Origin of the sequence: Pseudoalteromonas sp. SG44-1, from assembly GCF_014164315.1 — a bacterium.
Classification (GTDB): Bacteria; Pseudomonadota; Gammaproteobacteria; order Enterobacterales; family Alteromonadaceae; genus Pseudoalteromonas; species Pseudoalteromonas rhizosphaerae.
Genome location: NZ_JACJEW010000007.1, coordinates 97794 through 114904 on the forward strand (window position 1 = coordinate 97794; position 17111 = coordinate 114904).

General features: G+C 41.3%; 16 protein-coding genes. 4 read left to right on the top strand and 12 right to left on the bottom strand.

What is annotated here, in order from left to right; genetic code table 11:
- Positions 1–19 precede the first annotated feature (19 nt).
- From H5187_RS05200 to H5187_RS05245, 10 genes are all read right to left on the bottom strand, one after another.
- The gene (locus H5187_RS05200) at positions 20–1387 is read right to left on the bottom strand and encodes a sigma-54 dependent transcriptional regulator (RefSeq protein WP_145236154.1); all 1368 of its coding nucleotides are present in this window, start codon (positions 1385–1387) and stop codon (positions 20–22) included.
- The gene (locus H5187_RS05205; protein WP_182718702.1) at positions 1384–3120 is read right to left on the bottom strand and encodes a cache domain-containing protein; all 1737 of its coding nucleotides are present in this window, start codon (positions 3118–3120) and stop codon (positions 1384–1386) included. The genes H5187_RS05200 and H5187_RS05205 overlap by 4 nt, the downstream gene beginning before the upstream one ends.
- 36 nt (positions 3121–3156) lie before the next feature.
- Positions 3157–5133 carry a TonB-dependent receptor gene (locus tag H5187_RS05210; protein ID WP_182718701.1) on the bottom strand — a complete coding sequence of 659 codons (1977 nt, stop codon included), beginning with the start codon at positions 5131–5133 and terminating at the stop codon, positions 3157–3159.
- 118 nt (positions 5134–5251) lie between these two features.
- Complete coding sequence (locus H5187_RS05215) at positions 5252–5515, bottom strand: CBU_0592 family membrane protein (protein ID WP_149980109.1); 264 nt, start codon at positions 5513–5515, stop codon at positions 5252–5254.
- A 143-nt stretch (positions 5516–5658) separates the two neighbouring features.
- On the bottom strand, positions 5659–5910 hold the full coding sequence (locus H5187_RS05220; protein WP_149980101.1) for a hypothetical protein: 252 nt from the start codon (positions 5908–5910) through the stop codon (positions 5659–5661).
- 43 nt (positions 5911–5953) lie between these two features.
- Positions 5954–6358, bottom strand: a complete 405-nt coding sequence (locus tag H5187_RS05225) for a DUF1761 domain-containing protein (protein ID WP_182797610.1) — start codon at positions 6356–6358, stop codon at positions 5954–5956.
- A gap of 283 nt (positions 6359–6641) precedes the next feature.
- On the bottom strand, positions 6642–7172 hold the full coding sequence (locus tag H5187_RS05230; protein ID WP_182717831.1) for a response regulator transcription factor: 531 nt from the start codon (positions 7170–7172) through the stop codon (positions 6642–6644).
- Complete coding sequence (locus H5187_RS05235) at positions 7169–8410, bottom strand: ATP-binding protein (RefSeq protein ID WP_145236312.1); 1242 nt, start codon at positions 8408–8410, stop codon at positions 7169–7171. Before H5187_RS05235 ends, H5187_RS05230 begins: the two co-directional genes overlap by 4 nt.
- Positions 8411–8480: 70 nt before the next feature.
- Positions 8481–8885, bottom strand: coding sequence for a DUF4440 domain-containing protein (locus H5187_RS05240; protein WP_145236175.1), 405 nt, complete (start codon positions 8883–8885; stop codon positions 8481–8483).
- Positions 8886–8893: 8 nt separating this feature from the next.
- Positions 8894–10207, bottom strand: a complete 1314-nt coding sequence (locus H5187_RS05245) for an amidohydrolase family protein (protein WP_182797611.1) — start codon at positions 10205–10207, stop codon at positions 8894–8896.
- A 153-nt stretch (positions 10208–10360) separates the two neighbouring features.
- On the opposite strand from H5187_RS05245, the gene H5187_RS05250 reads away from it, so the two are divergent.
- Both H5187_RS05250 and H5187_RS05255 read left to right on the top strand, forming a co-directional pair.
- Positions 10361–11437, top strand: a complete 1077-nt coding sequence (locus tag H5187_RS05250; RefSeq protein ID WP_182717829.1) for a ketoacyl-ACP synthase III — start codon at positions 10361–10363, stop codon at positions 11435–11437.
- Between the two features lie 55 nt (positions 11438–11492).
- Complete coding sequence (locus tag H5187_RS05255) at positions 11493–11879, top strand: VOC family protein (RefSeq protein ID WP_145236314.1); 387 nt, start codon at positions 11493–11495, stop codon at positions 11877–11879.
- Positions 11880–11899: 20 nt separating this feature from the next.
- Here the strand turns inward: H5187_RS05255 and H5187_RS05260 are convergent, their stop codons facing one another.
- On the bottom strand, positions 11900–13261 hold the full coding sequence (locus H5187_RS05260; protein WP_149980098.1) for a M17 family metallopeptidase: 1362 nt from the start codon (positions 13259–13261) through the stop codon (positions 11900–11902).
- A gap of 94 nt (positions 13262–13355) precedes the next feature.
- Positions 13356–13805 (bottom strand): hypothetical protein, encoded by a 450-nt coding sequence (locus H5187_RS05265; protein ID WP_182797612.1) that lies wholly within the window; start codon positions 13803–13805, stop codon positions 13356–13358.
- Between the two features lie 153 nt (positions 13806–13958).
- Between H5187_RS05265 and H5187_RS05270 the strand changes: the two genes are divergently transcribed.
- Both H5187_RS05270 and H5187_RS05275 read left to right on the top strand, forming a co-directional pair.
- Positions 13959–14141: an oxidoreductase-like domain-containing protein gene (locus H5187_RS05270; protein WP_182739590.1), complete on the top strand. Its 183-nt coding sequence runs from the start codon at positions 13959–13961 to the stop codon at positions 14139–14141.
- Between the two features lie 311 nt (positions 14142–14452).
- Positions 14453–17029: a TonB-dependent siderophore receptor gene (locus tag H5187_RS05275; protein ID WP_182797613.1), complete on the top strand. Its 2577-nt coding sequence runs from the start codon at positions 14453–14455 to the stop codon at positions 17027–17029.
- The last annotated feature ends 82 nt before the right edge of the window (positions 17030–17111 follow it).

Below are 17111 nucleotides of genomic sequence, written 5' to 3' on the forward strand. Positions count from 1 at the left end.
CACTTAAGCAAAGCTCTGGTTAATCAATAAACATGTCACGATTGAGGCCATATTTACTCATTTTGTCATACAAGGTTTTACGGGCAATCTGTAAGGTATTCATAGTTTCTTTAATACTACCTTGGTGGCGCTCAAGGGCTTCTTCGATTAAAGATTGCTCATAAAAGCACACTTTTTCCGCCAAACTCAGATCGGGCGATAACTCACTGCCATTATTATTTTCGGTATTGGCGAACGCTAATTCAGCACCCAGCAGCACCGCTCGTTCAGCTTGGTTTCTAAGCTCTCTGACATTACCTGGCCACTGGTAACTAAGTAAACGCTGTAATATATCGCTACTTAGAGGAGCCGGAGGTTTATGAAAACGAGTCGCGGCAATAGAGCTAAAATGTTTGAATAATAAAGGAATATCAGCTTTCCTATCACGCAATGCCGGAATACTTACCCTCACTAAATTGAGTCGATAATATAAGTCAGCTCTGAAGTCCCCTTTTTCGACCAAGGATAATAAATCAACTTTGGTTGCCGCAACGATACGTATGTCTAAGTCAACGGCGGTATTAGCGCCGACGGGGGTCACTTTTCGCTCTTCTAAAACGCGAAGTAACTTTACTTGTAATGATGCCGGTGTGCTTTCTATCTCATCTAAAAACACCGTACCACCTTGAGCAAACTCAAACTTACCTTGGCGACTGTGTGTTGCCCCTGTAAACGCGCCACTGGCCGCACCAAATAGTTCACTTTCAATCAGTTGCTCTGGTATGGCACCACAGTTAATTGCCACAAAATTACAGTTTGAACGGCTGCTTTGGTCGTGTAAAAAGCGTGCAACTAACTCTTTACCGGTGCCAGTTTCACCTTCAATCATTACATCTGCGGGAGTGTCGATCACCGCATTGAGCAAGTGCATCATTTGCTGCATTTGCACGGTTTCCCCTAAGATCCGTACACCTGGGGCTGACGTTTTTTCTACCGCTAGTTTTAAAGCACGATTTTCCATTACCAAGGCACGCTTATCACACGCTCTGGCAATACAATCTAATAACTGCTCTGTAAGGGGTTTTTCAAATAAGTCGTAAGCCCCTAATTGCATGGCTTTAACGGCCACCGATACATCAGCAAATCCAGTCAGAAAGATCACCGGTAATTCGCTATCAAATGCTTGAACTTGTTCTAAAAAAGCCAGTCCATCCATTTTCGGCATATTAATATCACTGAGCACCACCCCGTTAAAACGACGATTAAGTTTTGATAAAGCACTCATTGGATCGCTAAAACACTGTACTTGATAGCCTTCGAGTGTCAGCAATTGGTCAAGTGAATCGCGGATCATCGCTTCGTCATCAATAACAATGACCTGTTTACAATCAGTTGCTAACGTATTCATAACGCTCCTTTAGTACTTGCTAAGGTAATAATGAATTGAGCACCACCGCCAGGGCGATTATGCGCACTTAAACAGCCATTAAATGAATTAATAATTTGCTTAGAAATAGATAGCCCTAAGCCAAGGCCATTAGTCGATTTAGTGCTATAAAAAGGCTCAAAAATAGTCCCAAGCGCATGTAACTCGATACCAGGCCCAGTATCCAAAATAGACAGCTTAACGCGGTCGTCAAACTGCTCTATCTCAAAACTCAGCTCTCGCACAGTACTGTCAGCCATTGCTTGGCTGGCATTGGTGATCACATTCACTAATACTTGCTCAAATTTAATGCCATCAACCCATACTTTTACAGTGTCAGCGATATCAGCGGTGTTAACGTTGACATCATCCTGCTTTAATTGCGCGGAGGCGATCACCATGGCATTTTTAAGTAACTGGTTTAAGCTTTGCTCTCTTAACTGTGTTTGTGCCGGTTTACTAAAGTGCTTTAATTGTCCAACAATTTTATGTACTCGTTCGATCAACGATTGCACAATAACAATATTTTCAGCTGCCTTTGCAATATCACCTTTGGCAATCAAGCGTTTAGCACTAACCAAATACGTACTCATTGCACTCAAGGGTTGGTTAATCTCATGATTAATACCCGCGCTGAGTTGACCTATGGTGGCCAATTTGGCTGTTTGCACCAGCGCTGTTTGTGCTTTTTCGAGTGCATGGGTGCGCTCTATAACTTCTTGCTCAAGGCTATGACGAGAAAAAAGTAATTTTTTATAGCCGGCAAAACGTGCCATTAAACTGTAAAAAAGCATTAACCCCCCAGCATAAATCACACTCAACCAAAACAATCGCCCTAGTTGATTAATATTCACCGACGATATATCAACAAGCACAGTTATTTTTGCATTAAGTCGCTCAATCGGCGCACTTGCAGGCATATATTTACTGCGTTTATTCGCATCATTAACGTATAACAGGGGCATCCCTTGGCTAATAATGTGCTCAGCAGTGATAACTTTTGGTACATACTCTAGGTAGCGTCGGCTTGTCGTAAAGTGTTGATAGTCTGCTGCTGTGAGGCTATGCAACGAATTGAGTCGCCATGAGGGGCTATCGGACATAGCAATAATATTATCGTCTAAGCTTAAATAAAAATGGCTAGCGTGGGACGCATTCAGTAATTGTCGATCAGTTTCAAACTTAGATACATTCACTTTTAAGGTGACCACACCTATTACTTGGCCATCGCGATAAATCGGTTCAGAAAAATAAATACCCCGTTCTTTAGATCGTAAACCAAGAGCAAAATAGGCAATTTTGTTACCCGCCAATGCCTGAGAAAAATACGGACGAAATGCAAAGTTATTACCGATATAACTGTAATCAAGTTGCCAATTGCTCGATGCAATAACATCCCCTTCACGATTAAGGACATAGACGTCTGATGCACCACTGGCTTGTTGGATATCAGCCAAGTAATTATTAATAGGCTGCACGGGCTGATCAGTATCACTGAGAAATGCAGTGAGTAACTGGTTATCAGTAACTAAATGAGGAATAGTTGCAAAACGAGAGAGTTCGGTATCAAGATAATTACGCAATTGACCCACTTGGAGTTCAGCTTGCTGCTTTGCTTGACTTAAATCATAGTGTCGGCCAAATAAAAAACTAAGCAACAATACACTAATTAAAATGGCAACAGCGATTAATATTTTTCGGGGAAAACGCAGCATGATCAACCAAAGGGCACACCTGAGCGTCCCTAAAACTTAAAATTTGATTTGATAGTGTAACGAGTATTCACTGCCGACACCAGCAACAGTGCCATCTGTAACTCTTGGATCGTACACACGGTAGTGCTTATCTAAGAGATTATGGGCTTTAAAACTAATTTCACCGCGTGCAGAAAATTGCCAACTCACAGCCCCGCCGAGCAAAAAGTAAGCCGGTTGAGTAAAGTCGCTTGTCATTGTCGGGCCACTGACGGCATCGCGCCAAACACTATTGAGGCTCAGCACCCATTGCTGATGATGATAATTAGCAATCACACTAGCAAAGCGCTTAAACGTTGGCTTAATTGGCGTATCAAAATACTCGCTGTAAGTCGCTTCCACTGATAAATCACTAGTAATGTGGATCATGCTATCTAATTCAACACCACGATTAATGTCATCTAATTGGTTTTCAAAGGTAAACTGATTATTGGCAGCTGAATTCGGCACTAGATTAATAAAATCAACAAGTTGATTATAAAAAAGCACCGAATTAATATGCCAATCTTGTCCCTCGTAGCGCCAAACAAGCTCTGTGGTTTTAACATATTCAGACTTTAAGTTTGGATTGCCCTTAGTCACATCATCATCTGAATACAATTCATTCGTCACAGGAGTGCGAAACGATTCACCGTATTGTAATTTAAAAGTATGCGCGCGAGTTGGTGAGTAGATTGCGGAAATGCGCGGCGATAATTTACTGTCTATCGCTTTAACATCATCATAACGTGCCCCTAAAAATAAGGTCAATTGCTCAGCAAAAGGCACTTTGATTTGCCCATAAATACTTCGGGTTTCAAAAGTCGATTGCAAACTCTGAAATGGCGCATAATTACTGATTGTAACAATCCCCCCTTGATAAAACGGATCTTCAACAATAATTTCACCGCTGTTAATATCAAAATAATTAACACGTAAGTCCGCTTTATGTTGCTCTGCGCGGCTATATTGCAAGCCTGAGTTGATTGACCAACCATTATTAAATTGCTGACTGGCCTCTACACTGACTGTTAAATCCGTTGTATGCCAATCAGGACCAACAAAAAAATCATAACTAGCGTTAGGTAAAGTTGCTGCAGGTGCGATTAATCCTGCACTTTGTATTTGATGATGTGCATACGCTATTTTTGTAGCCAAAGTACGTGTATCAGTTTCAAGCCAATCATAACCTACAGATAGGAAAGTATTCTCACTACGATGTTGATTACTGTCAGAATAACCACCAAGGTTTAAAAACTCTTTCAGTTCAACATGATTATAACGCGCTCTCACAGCCAGTTTATTGATATCGACACCCGCTTCAAAGTAAACTGATTGCAGTGGATCGTTTACCCCTTGTGGATAACGCTTACCACTTTTTTGGTTATACGCGCCATTAGCAAATAGATGTGTTTGCTGATTAACTTGATGACTAACCGAGAATGCAGCGCTGGTTTGACCTACATTACCCACAGCCAGCGACATTTCATTATTTTGGCTTTTAGTCACTATATTCATCACCCCTAAGAATGCATTACTGCCATATAAAGCAGAGCCAGGGCCACGTATAAATTCAACTTTATCAATAACTTCTACAGGTATATAAGGCATATAAACTGACGCTTTGCCAAATGATGACTCATTTAAACGTTCACCATTGATCATCACTAAGATATTGCCGCTATCAAGGTAAACACCTCTTGCGTGATCTTTTGGTACAGCGCCTACCCAATCACCACGAGTAGATTGCATACCAGGAACAAAATTCATCAATTCAAACGCATTATTCACCCCAAGTAAGGCTATTTTTTTGCGATTAAAAACAGTGATAGTTGAGGGGGCAGAAGCGAGAGTTTCTAAGGTTTTTGAGGCAATATCGACATGAACGTCAAGCAAATCTTCAAAGCTAAGCGCAAATAAATCATCAGCGTCGCTCGCCAGTAAGGGGGCTGTGTTAACACATAAAAAAAGACATGCTGTTAGCTTTAAAATCATTACGCCGCTTTACACCTATATTTTTCATTGGAGTTAGCACATCATAAGTAACGTGCTATTTACAATATTAATACAAATACGCGACGGCGTGAGAGTTTTTCTCTATTAATTTATAAATTTAGGCTACAGCTGAAATCTGCTTAGCTTTTAGGTATTTATATAAACCAATTAATGAGGCTGCGATCCAAAATATTTCAATCACAAAACTTGCTAAATTAAAGTTATAACAAAGACTTATAAGCAACAAAATAGCGCCAGATAAGTTCATCATGTTATATAAAAGCCCTGTAGGTTTAGCTTTACCCAGTTGTAGCATAAAAAACGCGCCAACCACTAAAAACGTACCTGTCATACCAACAATATCAAATAAAAGCGCAATCACGGGTGTCCCCTATCCTTTTTAATAATACCCAATAAACTGGCCCATTCCATGGGGAGGGTTGTTTTCAATCATTGAAACAGCAAACCGGGTAAGTTTAGCAGCCTCGCCAACAGCGCACAGGATAAATGTCCGCTTTAGCGAGTTCATTTAAACGTAACTTTGCCGCCGATCATTTTATACGCGGGTGCGCCTCGGATAATTGCTTCTCGAGCAAAAGGGCGTGAGCAGTTGGGGCATACGCAAGGAATTGTGGTGAAATCTTGACTGATCCGTTCGATAAAACATTTAACCAATGCCCCTTTGCCGCCTTTACGATATTTGAATAGGGGAGCTTTACATTGACTACAAAAAATATCGACCGTTTTAGTAGGGCCTTTTTTATTCGGTTTTGCCATTATTTTGTTACTTTTACTACAAACACGCGAATAGATTAACAGCTTATGGCCAAAGTCCAAAGATTAAGCCCATTAAAGTAAACTGTAAAATATGGTAACCGCTATTGATTAAAAACAGCTTTAGTGGTCGTTGTTCATAAATGTAACTCATTCCCAAGGCGCTACTGACCCAACATACGCCAATAGCAAAGCCAACACCGACTGCAACCCCTAAATGTGGATGTGGTCCTAAAAACAGTGATAAGCCAAAAGCGATAAATAAAGATAAAACAAAACCGCCACCAAATACCCATTTTGGATTTGTTGCTTTTAAATCCAGCTCCGTTAATCCACAGCCTTCTAACCAGGCTCGTTGAAACAACCAAGGTGAATACCAAACGCCTCCTAACATAAAAGAAGACATGGCAGCTAATAATACGGCTACAAAATCAAGTTGTGATAAATCCATAATGACTACTTATGCTGATGCAAAAAATACAATGATATTTTTACTGTAGTTAATGAACGCCATTGCAGCAACTATCTAAGCTGCAAAACTATCTATGATGCGTGGCTGGTGCCCAAATATAAATGCATTAAAGTAACCTGATCTTCATTTAAGGTGACTACAGGCGACTGTATTACTTAGTTTACCGGGTAAAACTTATTGCCTAAAAGGCAATAATTAACTTGCTAGGCATTACTAAACCGGAAACCGTGATCCGCAATAACGCTCACTCTTGCGCTAGGATTTACTGCTGAACTGGTTTTTTTTGTAGCTTGCGCTGTAAAGTCCGCCGATGCATATTAAGTTGCCGAGCAGTTGCTGAAATATTGCCTTGATTGGTATGCAGCACTTGCTGAATATGTTCCCACTCAAGACGCTCTGGCGACATAGTTACAATATCATCTGCAATTAACTCAGTAGTTGGCTCGCATGTGCCTGTTAAGGCTCGTAATAACGTGAGCATATCAACGGGTTTTGTTAAATAATCATTTGCACCTAGGCGCATAGCCTCTACCGCTGTGGCAATACTGGCATAGCCTGTTAATAATACAATATGTGCGTCTGTTAGTAAGGCTCTCAGTGGTGCGATAAGAGCTAAACCGTTATCGTCAGCTAATTTCATATCTAACAGAATATGTGTCGGTGCGAAGTTTTTAGCTACACCGATAGCCTCGGCTTTATTATGTGCCAGCTGACATGCGAAACCGTGTTTGGTTAAGCGCCGCGCTAACGTATTGGCAAGATTAATATCATCTTCAATAATTAATAGCTTCATACAGGCTCGACTTGTGGCTCATCAATGGTTAATTGTACTTTGGCAACCGCGCCACCTTGTGGGTGATTAAATAATGTTAAAGAGCCTTGTAAACGCTCAAATGTTACATTTGAAAGCATAACTGCTAGCCCCATCCCCGTTTCACTAGGCATTAACTGACCCCCTAACTCTGCCAATTGTGCTGCGCTAAATCCTTTACCAAAATCACGTATAACTAAACTCACTGTTTTAGGGTTATCTGGAGTCTGTTGCCAGTTCAATTCCAGTGTTTGTTGCTGTGCCTGTTGATTGGCAAAAGCAGCATTTTGCAACAAGTTTAATATCGCTGGCAGTAACATAGCATCATTAGTAACCGAGCTAGCAGGCGCTGCATTTAGCCAATTAAGCTGTTGATCGGGATACTGTAATAGCATTGTATCGCTAATTTGTTGAGCTAATGCGTTTAACGATACAGTCGCTGCAACCGTTTGTGTGCGTAGTTCAGATGACAGGGTACGAAACTGTTTTAACTGCTGTGCGCATTGCAACAAGGGCTGCTGCATGTCTTTCACAATCTCATTATCGGGCTGCTCTTCAAGAAGCTCTTCATACAATAATTGTAAATTGGCGATTGGGCTGGCTAATTGATGAGTAATTTGTGCCGCAGCACCATCAAGCGTGACTAACTGCTCTGCTCGTAATTGTTTTTCTCGCACAGTTGCAATTGTGCGCTCTCGCGAATGCAGTGCACGGTTCATAGTGCCGATAACGAATGCTATAACGCTAGCACTGATCACAAAGTTAACCCACATACCCACAAAGTGACTGGTCATTTGCATATGATGCATGCTGTGCTGAGGCATTTTAAATAGCAGCACGCTATAGGCGGTGATCGCTAATACAGCAATATAAGCTAAGCCGCGAGCACTGACACTCACCGCAGCAATCATTATTGGTAACAACAGTAACGACACAAATGCATTGGTCGCACCACCACTCAAAGACAGCAATACCGATAAAAAAAGCACATCGGCCGTAAGCTGCATTAACATCCCAAGTTCTTTCGCTTTACTGACATTACGATAAGCAATCACGCTTAAAATTTGGAATACGGCTTCAAGGGAGATCACTACCAGTAGAGGCAATAAAGGGATTTGGTGCTCAAGTAAAAAATAGACTGCTACAACGGCCAATAGTTGAATTGCAATTGCACCACTGCGTAACATCAGTAAACGGCTAATCGCAGGATCAGTGCGCATTAAAAACGCCATACATAATTACCTAACAAAAAAATACCTAATAAAAAATGCCTAATTAAAGAAGGTTAACCTAATCATCATCCATAGAGATACTAAACACAGCACACGGCGTTCCTTGATGAAACACCATTTTCCACTGGCCTTCGGTTAATCGCCACAGCGACATCCGTAACGAATAGTTAAACTCAGCGCGCGCAGAGCGCCGATATGCCGCTTGATAACTTAGTTGGGCAATATCATCACTAAGCATTCGGCCTTTAAAATGCTGATTGTAAAACTGCGGCACGACTTCGGTAGGTAACCGCGTTAATACTTGATATTTATTAAATACAGTACCATTAGCGGCAATTTCAATAAAATCATCATCGAGCAAAGCATCCAATGCCTGCTCAGATTGACGGATCTCAGGATCTAATAATTGGCGCTCAGCGTCAATCAAATGATTAAACAATGATGCCTTGATTTTGCTGCCCATACTGTATCCTAAAATTGGTGTTTATATATTTGCCCTGCTTTCATCACAAATTGTACATTTTGCAATGTCGTTATATCATCAAGAGGAGAGCCATTAACGCTGATGATATCTGCTTGTTTACCAACACTCAACTGCCCTAGTCGGTCTTGTTGGCCGAGTAACTTAGCGGCATTAACTGTTGCTGACATAATAGCCTGTTTTTCAGTCATGCCATATTTAACTAACCATAAAAACTCATCAGCATTATTACCATGGCGTGATACGCCAGAATCTGTACCAAAAGCAATATTAACATTGTTTTTTAATGCCAGTTTAAATGAAGCTGCAACATTTGGTACAACGGTGCGTACTTTATCAGCAATAGCTGTTGGCATATTTGGGTTACTGAGAACTTCTTGACTGACCGTTTGGCCTGCCAATAACGTGGGCACTAAATAAGCGTTGTATTGCTTAAATAACTTTACAGTCTCTTTGTCTAGGTAAGAGCCATGTTCAATTGAATCAACACCTGCACGTAATGCCGCTTTGATCCCTGATGTACCATGAGCATGGGCTGTTACGCTGCGCCCTAAGTTATGTGCAGTATCAACAATCGCCATCAACTCTTGATCTGTGAACTGCTGATTGACACCCGCTGCGGTATTACTTAACACCCCACCCGTTGCGGTAATTTTAATTACATCAGCACCTGATTTAATTACTTCACGAACCGCGCGGCGACAATCATCAGCACCATCACACACCCCTAACCCTCCACTTATCACATCACTAATATCTTTACGGTAACCGTGCAGATCAGCATGCCCGCCTGTTGGGGTAATTGTATCTCCGGCAGCAAAAATACGTGGCCCTTGAATATCTCCACGCTCAACGGCACGCTGTAGTGGAAAGATCACTTTATAGCTACTACCTAAATCACGCACGGAGGTAAAACCCGCAGCAAGAGTGCGCTGCAAATACTTAACTGAGCGCAGCGCATAATCAGCCTCATATTCTGTTAGCCAGCGATGTGGATTAGCACTTGCGTCACGCTCAAAAGTAACATGTACGTGCATATCAATTAATCCAGGCATAACAAATTGATTTTTTAAATCAATGATCTTTGCATCGGGCAATGCTAGATCAATAACACTCACATAGCCTTTTTCGATGCGCGTGATGATAGCGTCTTCTATAACAATAGTGCGTTGCTTTTCTAGTGTTTGTTCAGCACCTGCTAACATTGATCCTGCGTAAATAACCTGAGTTTGTGTTGCAAAACTCGCCGCAGAATATACCGTCGTACCCAATGCAGCCAAGATAGTAATTAATTTTTGTTTCATGTTTACCTCATTTTTCTACTACCATTAGCCTAAATTACGTTTAATTACCACTATTTACGACGTAAGCTAAGTTATAAACTAGTCTTAGAACTGGATTTTTGGTATAAATCAAACATAGATGACACATGTCTGACCACTTAAAGAGAGCACACTATGACCTACGCACACATAACGGGTTGGGGTAAATGTATCCCACCAGCGCGTATTAGCAACGATGAAATTAGCCAATTAGTTGATACCAATGATGAATGGATCACATCCCGCACTGGTATAAAAGCCCGTAGAGTAAGCCACGTTAGTACTGCAGAGCTTGCCACTGTAGCAGCTAAACATGCAATAGCCTGTGCTGGCATTAATGCTAAAGACATCGACTTAGTGTTATTAGCAACATGTACGCCCTCTACTATGGTGGCAAACACAGCTTCGTTAGTACAAAAAAACATTGGTGCAGTTGGCGCTGCCGCTATGGACACCAATGCAGCTTGCTCTGGTTTTTTATATGCAATACAAGCAGCGACTGCACAAATTCAAGCCGGTATGATCAAAAAAGCTGTAGTAATTGCTGCTGAACGTATGACCTGGTATGTAAACTGGGATCGCCGTGACAGTGCGGTGTTATTTGGTGATGGCGCCGGTGCCGTAGTACTTGAAGCAGCAGACACGCCAGCGGGTTTACTCGCGACAAAAACAGGCTGTGATAGCGAAGACCGTGATATCTTGCATATCACTAACTTTGGTAGTGACTTAAATAAATATGTGCCTATTGGGCCATCTGATTTATTATTTGAAGGTCGCGAAATCTTTAAACGCGCAGTAAAGGGCATGAGTGAAGCCTGTGACGATGTGCTCACACAAGCAAATTTGAGCCTTGATGATATCGATGTACTTGTGCCACACCAAGCAAATTTACGTATCATTCAAGCCATTCAACATCGCTTAAAAGTGCCAGATGAAAAAGTAATGGTTAACATTGGCGAATACGGCAATACATCGGCAGCAACTATTGCAATCGCATTATGCGAAGCTGTTGAGCAAGGATTAATTAAACCACATGCTAATATCATGTCTGCAGCATTTGGTGCCGGATTAACTTGGGCTGCTAGTTACATAAAATGGGGCGAACGCGTCACGCCAATCAGCGTTAGCGATGCAGCACTACCACCGTGTGATAAAACCGGTTTAGAGTTAGTGGCCCCCGCAGTAGCAGCTTGCAAAGGCAGTGATCAATAACATACTCAATATGGCGCAGCTATACTGCGCCATTTACCACAGATAGCTAAAAATGATGCAATTGCTAGGAATTCACCACGCTGCTATTATATGCAGCGATTACACCCGCTCAAAACATTTTTATCATCAGATCTTACAGCTGCCGATAATTGCAGAGCATTTTCGCCAACATCGCCATTCATACAAATTAGATTTAGCCTTGCCTGATGGTAGCCAAATAGAGCTATTTTCATTTGATAATGCACCAAAGCGACCTAGTTACCCAGAAGCACAAGGTTTACGACATTTAGCATTTAAAGTGGCCAATATTGAGCAAAGTAAAGTGTATTTGCAAAGCCAAGGTGTGGCAGTAGAAGAGATTCGAACTGATGAATACACAGGTAAACAATTTACCTTTTTTGCAGATCCTGATGGGTTACCGCTTGAGCTTTATGAGGCATAACCTCACAAAGCTCAATAAATTTATTTAAAACGACTTTGTAAGTAGTTAAATACGGCACGAATACCGAGTGCTTCACCACCGACTGGACGACCAGGTAATGAGCGGATATTCCATGCCATTACATCAAAATGTACCCATGGTGTGGTTGGCTCTACAAATTCTTTTAAATAAAGTGCGGCAGTAATTGCGCCGCCGAATGGGGTACTTGCACAGTTAGCCATATCAGCAACATCACTTTTTAATAAACTTTTATATTGCTCAAAAAGCGGTAATTGCCAAACGGGATCGCTTACTGCAATACCGGCGTCAATAATGCCATTGGCAACATCACGCTCAGTTGAGAAAAACCCTGGTAACTCAGTGCCTAACGCAATACGACAAGCACCGGTTAAGGTTGCAAAATCAATGATCAACTCAGGATTGTCATTTTGTGCTTCCGTGAGTGCATCACATAACACTAAACGCCCCTCTGCGTCGGTGTTATCGATTTCGACCATAATGCCTTTACGTGTTTTAATTACATCGCCGGGGCGAAATGCATTGCGCGATACCGCATTCTCAACAGCGGGTACCAACACGCGTAAACGAATTGGTAAATTTGCCGCCATAATTAACTGCGCTAAACCAATTACATGAGCTGCGCCGCCCATGTCTTTTTTCATATTGCGCATACCTGAGCTTGGTTTAAGATCTAAACCACCAGAGTCAAAACAAACACCTTTACCGACTAAGGTGATCAAAGGAGCGTCTGCAGCGCCCCAGTGTAAATCAAGTAAACGCGGTTTATTTTCACTGGCGCGGCCTACCATGTGGATAGTTGGATAGTTTTGTTCTAATAATTCATCCCCTATCCATTCATTGAATTGACCATTGTAAGTGTGTGCTAAATCAGCCATCACTTGTGATAAGTGCTGTGGCATCATGTCTGCGGCAGGCGTATTAACTAGATCTCTAACTAAGTTAATCGCATTTGCTTGGCGTGTAATACGCGCAAACAATGCTTCATCGGCTATTGCTAATTGTGCTTTTACAGCACCTTTGGCTTTATATTCGCTAAATTCATAACCACCAAGTATAAAACCCAGAGCAATCTGTTCTAATTGTTGTTCACACTCTTGAACTTGGTAAATTCCTGCTGGCAGTTTGCTGGCTAATTCACCCGCGAGCCAAAAGTCATCAACGCTATTAACTAAACAATACACCTGACTTAGCGCTCCACTTTGTGGATTGACCACCAAGGCTAAACCTTGTTTTGCAAAATCACAGCTATTTAGCCAGTTTTGTAAAAAAATTGGCTGCTGTGCTTGCCATGTAGCTAAGTCATTTTTAACAATAAAAGATAAAGGAATACCCGTAGAACTATGACGAATTAATGTACTCATTAAATGACTCGTTTAAAATTATATGATGATCAAGCATATCAATAACTCAGCATAAAAGGTATAGCACAAAGACTATCCTTTAAACTGCATGGCATTATTTTTTTACAGGTGGTTTTACGTCTGACTTTGCCGTTTTTTCAGCGTGGTGGTGTTGCAGCTCTTCATCAGCGATCTGCTGGTCAATATCTTTAAGTGATTTATTGATGTTAAATGAACTTGGCAGTACATCAACCCCAACCCATTGACCCAACTTAACAACCAGTGGAATAGTCACAGGTGCAAAAGGTAAAACAGCAAAAACACCTAAACCCAATCCTTTGAGAATATCAACAAACTGGGCATTCGCTTTTTGCAGATCCTCTTTACTCACATCTCCTTGGGTGTAGCGACGATAAATTGTGAGCATTTCTTTGGTTTCTTGCTTTTCATGCGCCAGTGCAATTTTAAGTGCTACCATAGCGCGCTTGAAACGCAACTGTTGGCGTTTTGTAGTAATTTTTGCCACTCGAATTGGGGCACGATGAATAACTTTATATAGTCGCATAACGCTATTCTCACATAGCCTTAACACTTCACAAAGCATAATTTAATACAATCACCGATTAACAGATCCAGATTATTTCTCAGCTAGTAAAAAAGCCATGATTAAGTATAATCACTGGCCAATAAACGGCCCATATTATTAAACCTATAAGTAATGAATAAAATACCGCAAAACACAGCCGATATAGCAAACCGAGTTGACGACACAAAACCAACCAGACCGGCTGCTGATCAGTGCTGTGGTGGTGGCAGTTGTTGCCCATGTGTTTGGGATGAATACCGAGAAGCGTTAAAAGCTTGGCGACAACAAAATCCTGAACAAACTGATAACCAATAATTACCATTGAACTTTACTGAACAGTTTCCAGTCTAAAAACTTCTATTTACAAAATTATTATTTTTTTTCTGATTTATTTTACAATAAAAATTACATTAAATGCTTAATTTCTAATCCCCGCCTTAAAAATATCATTATTTTTCATGCAGGTAAGTGAATCTCGAATTTCCTCTATAGAAAACATAAAAAAAACCAAACTATTTAACACCTTGCACAATTATTTAACAAGTTGTATAACTTTAATAGACTATTTGGCTTTTTAAAAATCATATAGTTACGAAATTACAATAATTCTAACTGGGGAAATTAGAATGAAATTTAGAAATAACATATTAAATCATGCCGTTAAACTTGCATTAACAACAACTACCGCAGGCTTATTTATTTCAGGAACGGCCTTAGCTGCAGATGAACAAGCTGAAGTCACTAAAGTAAATAAAAATGTAGAAAAAATTGCCGTAGTGGGAACTCGCTCTGCACCGCGTTCTATTGGTGATTCACCAGTACCTATCGATATCATCGGTGGTGAAGAACTTGGTAAATCAGGTAATACGGATATGCTCGAGCTATTAAAAGGCGCAATTCCATCATTAAACGTGCATTCGATGCCTATTAGTGACGCAGCATCTTTGGTTCGTCCAGCTAACTTACGTGGCCTACCTTCTGACAGTACATTGATATTACTCAATGGTAAACGTCGTCATCGTGCCTCTGTTATTGCCTTTTTAGGTGGCGGCATAAACGATGGCGCACAAGGTGCGGACATTTCAGTTATTCCAAGTATCGCACTAAAACAAGTTGAAGTACTAAGAGATGGCGCAGCCGCTCAGTACGGCTCAGATGCGATTGCAGGGGTTATCAACTTTGTACTAAAAGATGCCTCAGAAGGCGGCAGTTTCGAAGTACGCCAAGGTCAGTACTATGAAGGCGACGGTGATACAACACAGATTTCCGGTAACATTGGTCTACCATTTACCGACAATGGCTTCGCAAATTTAAGTTTCCAATACAAAACGGCTGACGCTACTAGCCGCTCTGTACAACGTGCCGATGCTACGGCCCTTATCGCAGCTGGTGTTCCTGACATTGCCCCGATTACACAAGTATGGGGCGCACCAGAAGTTGATGACGATATCTCTATTTTTGGTAATGTTGGCCTTGAGCTGACTAAAAACTCCGAATTTTATATGTTTGGCAACTATTCTGAGCGTGATGTACGTGGTGGTTTCTACTATCGTAATCCTCACACTCGCCCTGGGGCCTATTCAAACGATGGTGGTGAAACATTATTAGTTGGCGATTTAACTGGCGATATGAGTGGTAACTGCCCTACTAACATCATGATTGATGACAACGTATTAGATAACCCAGTTTACATCAACCAAGTAGCTAATAATCCAGACTGTTTTGCCTTCAATGAAATTTTACCTGGTGGTTTTACACCTAATTTTGGCGGTAACATCACAGATACCTCTCTTACGATAGGAACTAAAGGCGAGTTCACTGGTGGTATGTTAGAAGGTGCATACTACGATTTAAGTGGTACGGTCGGCTTTAATGAATCTCGTTACTTTATCTACGACACTATTAATGCGTCATTAGGTCCTGATAGTCCGCGTGATTTTAGCCCAGGTAAATACTCACAATTAGAGAAAAACTTTAATTTTGATTTATCTAAAGGCTTTGATTTTGATCTAGCATACGATGTGAACATAGCCGGTGGCCTTGAATGGCACGAGGAAACATTTACAGTTACCTCTGGTGATGTAGCATCATTTACAGCAGGCCCACTAACGGAGCAAGGCTTTGGTATTGGTTCAAATGGTTTCCCAGGCTTTAAACCATCTGACGCTGGTGAATATACTCGTCGTAACTACGCCGCTTATGTCGATATTGAAGCCCCATTTACCGAAGAGTTTTTAATGGGTCTAGCGCTGCGTTATGAAGATTATGATACCTTTGGCTCTACGGTTAATTATAAATTAATGGCTCAATATCACTTAACCGATGATTTAAACGTGCGTGGTTCAATCAGCTCCGGCTTTCGCGCACCGACTGTTGGTCAAGCCAATGTCAGTAACGTGCAAACAAACCTAAGCAGTGGCGTATTGGTCGACTCTGCTTTACTACCACCGACCAATCCAATTGCGGTACAGTTAGGCGGTACAGAGCTTGAGCCTGAAGAGTCGCAAAGTTATACCTTTGGCGCGGTATACACCATCGGTGAAGTATTCCTAACTATTGATTATTATAATATTCAAGTTGATGACCGTATTAGTCAATCTGAAAAAATCGAGCTGAGCCAAGCTGATAAAGATACGCTTGAAGCCGCTGGTGTGCCAAACGTGCAAAGCTTAGCGCAAGTAAGCTTCTTTACTAATGACTTTGACACCACCACTCAAGGTATAGACTTTGTAGCAAACTATGCCACAGATTTACTCGGCGGTAGCTCAACATTTAGTTTAGCCTACAACTGGAATGAAACTGAGGTTACCCGTTCAACTGATATTACTGGGCCGTTTAAAGTAAGCCGTTTAGAGAACGACTTACCAAACCACCGTGGTACGCTTAGTTGGTCACAACAATGGGAAAGTTTCTCAATGTTTACTCGTGCAAATTATTTTGGTGAATACCAGGGTGTGCATGTAGATTATGACGAAACAGCAAAAACGGCAGATGCAGCAATTACGCTCGACGCTGAAGTAACTTACTTTTTGAATGATTCGATTAGTTTCTCAGTCGGCGCACAAAACCTGCTCGACCAAGAAGCAGAGAAACTTGATTTTACCGTGGCACCTAATAATAACTGGGGTGGTAAATACTATGAAACTTCGCCATATGGTATTAACGGCGGCTTCTATTATGTCAAAGCAACTTATACGTTTTGATCATAATTAAGCGTTGAAAAGATAGGCGAAATGCTCAAGACATTTCGCCTTTTTCGTGCTATACCCAAATAATAAATCTAGT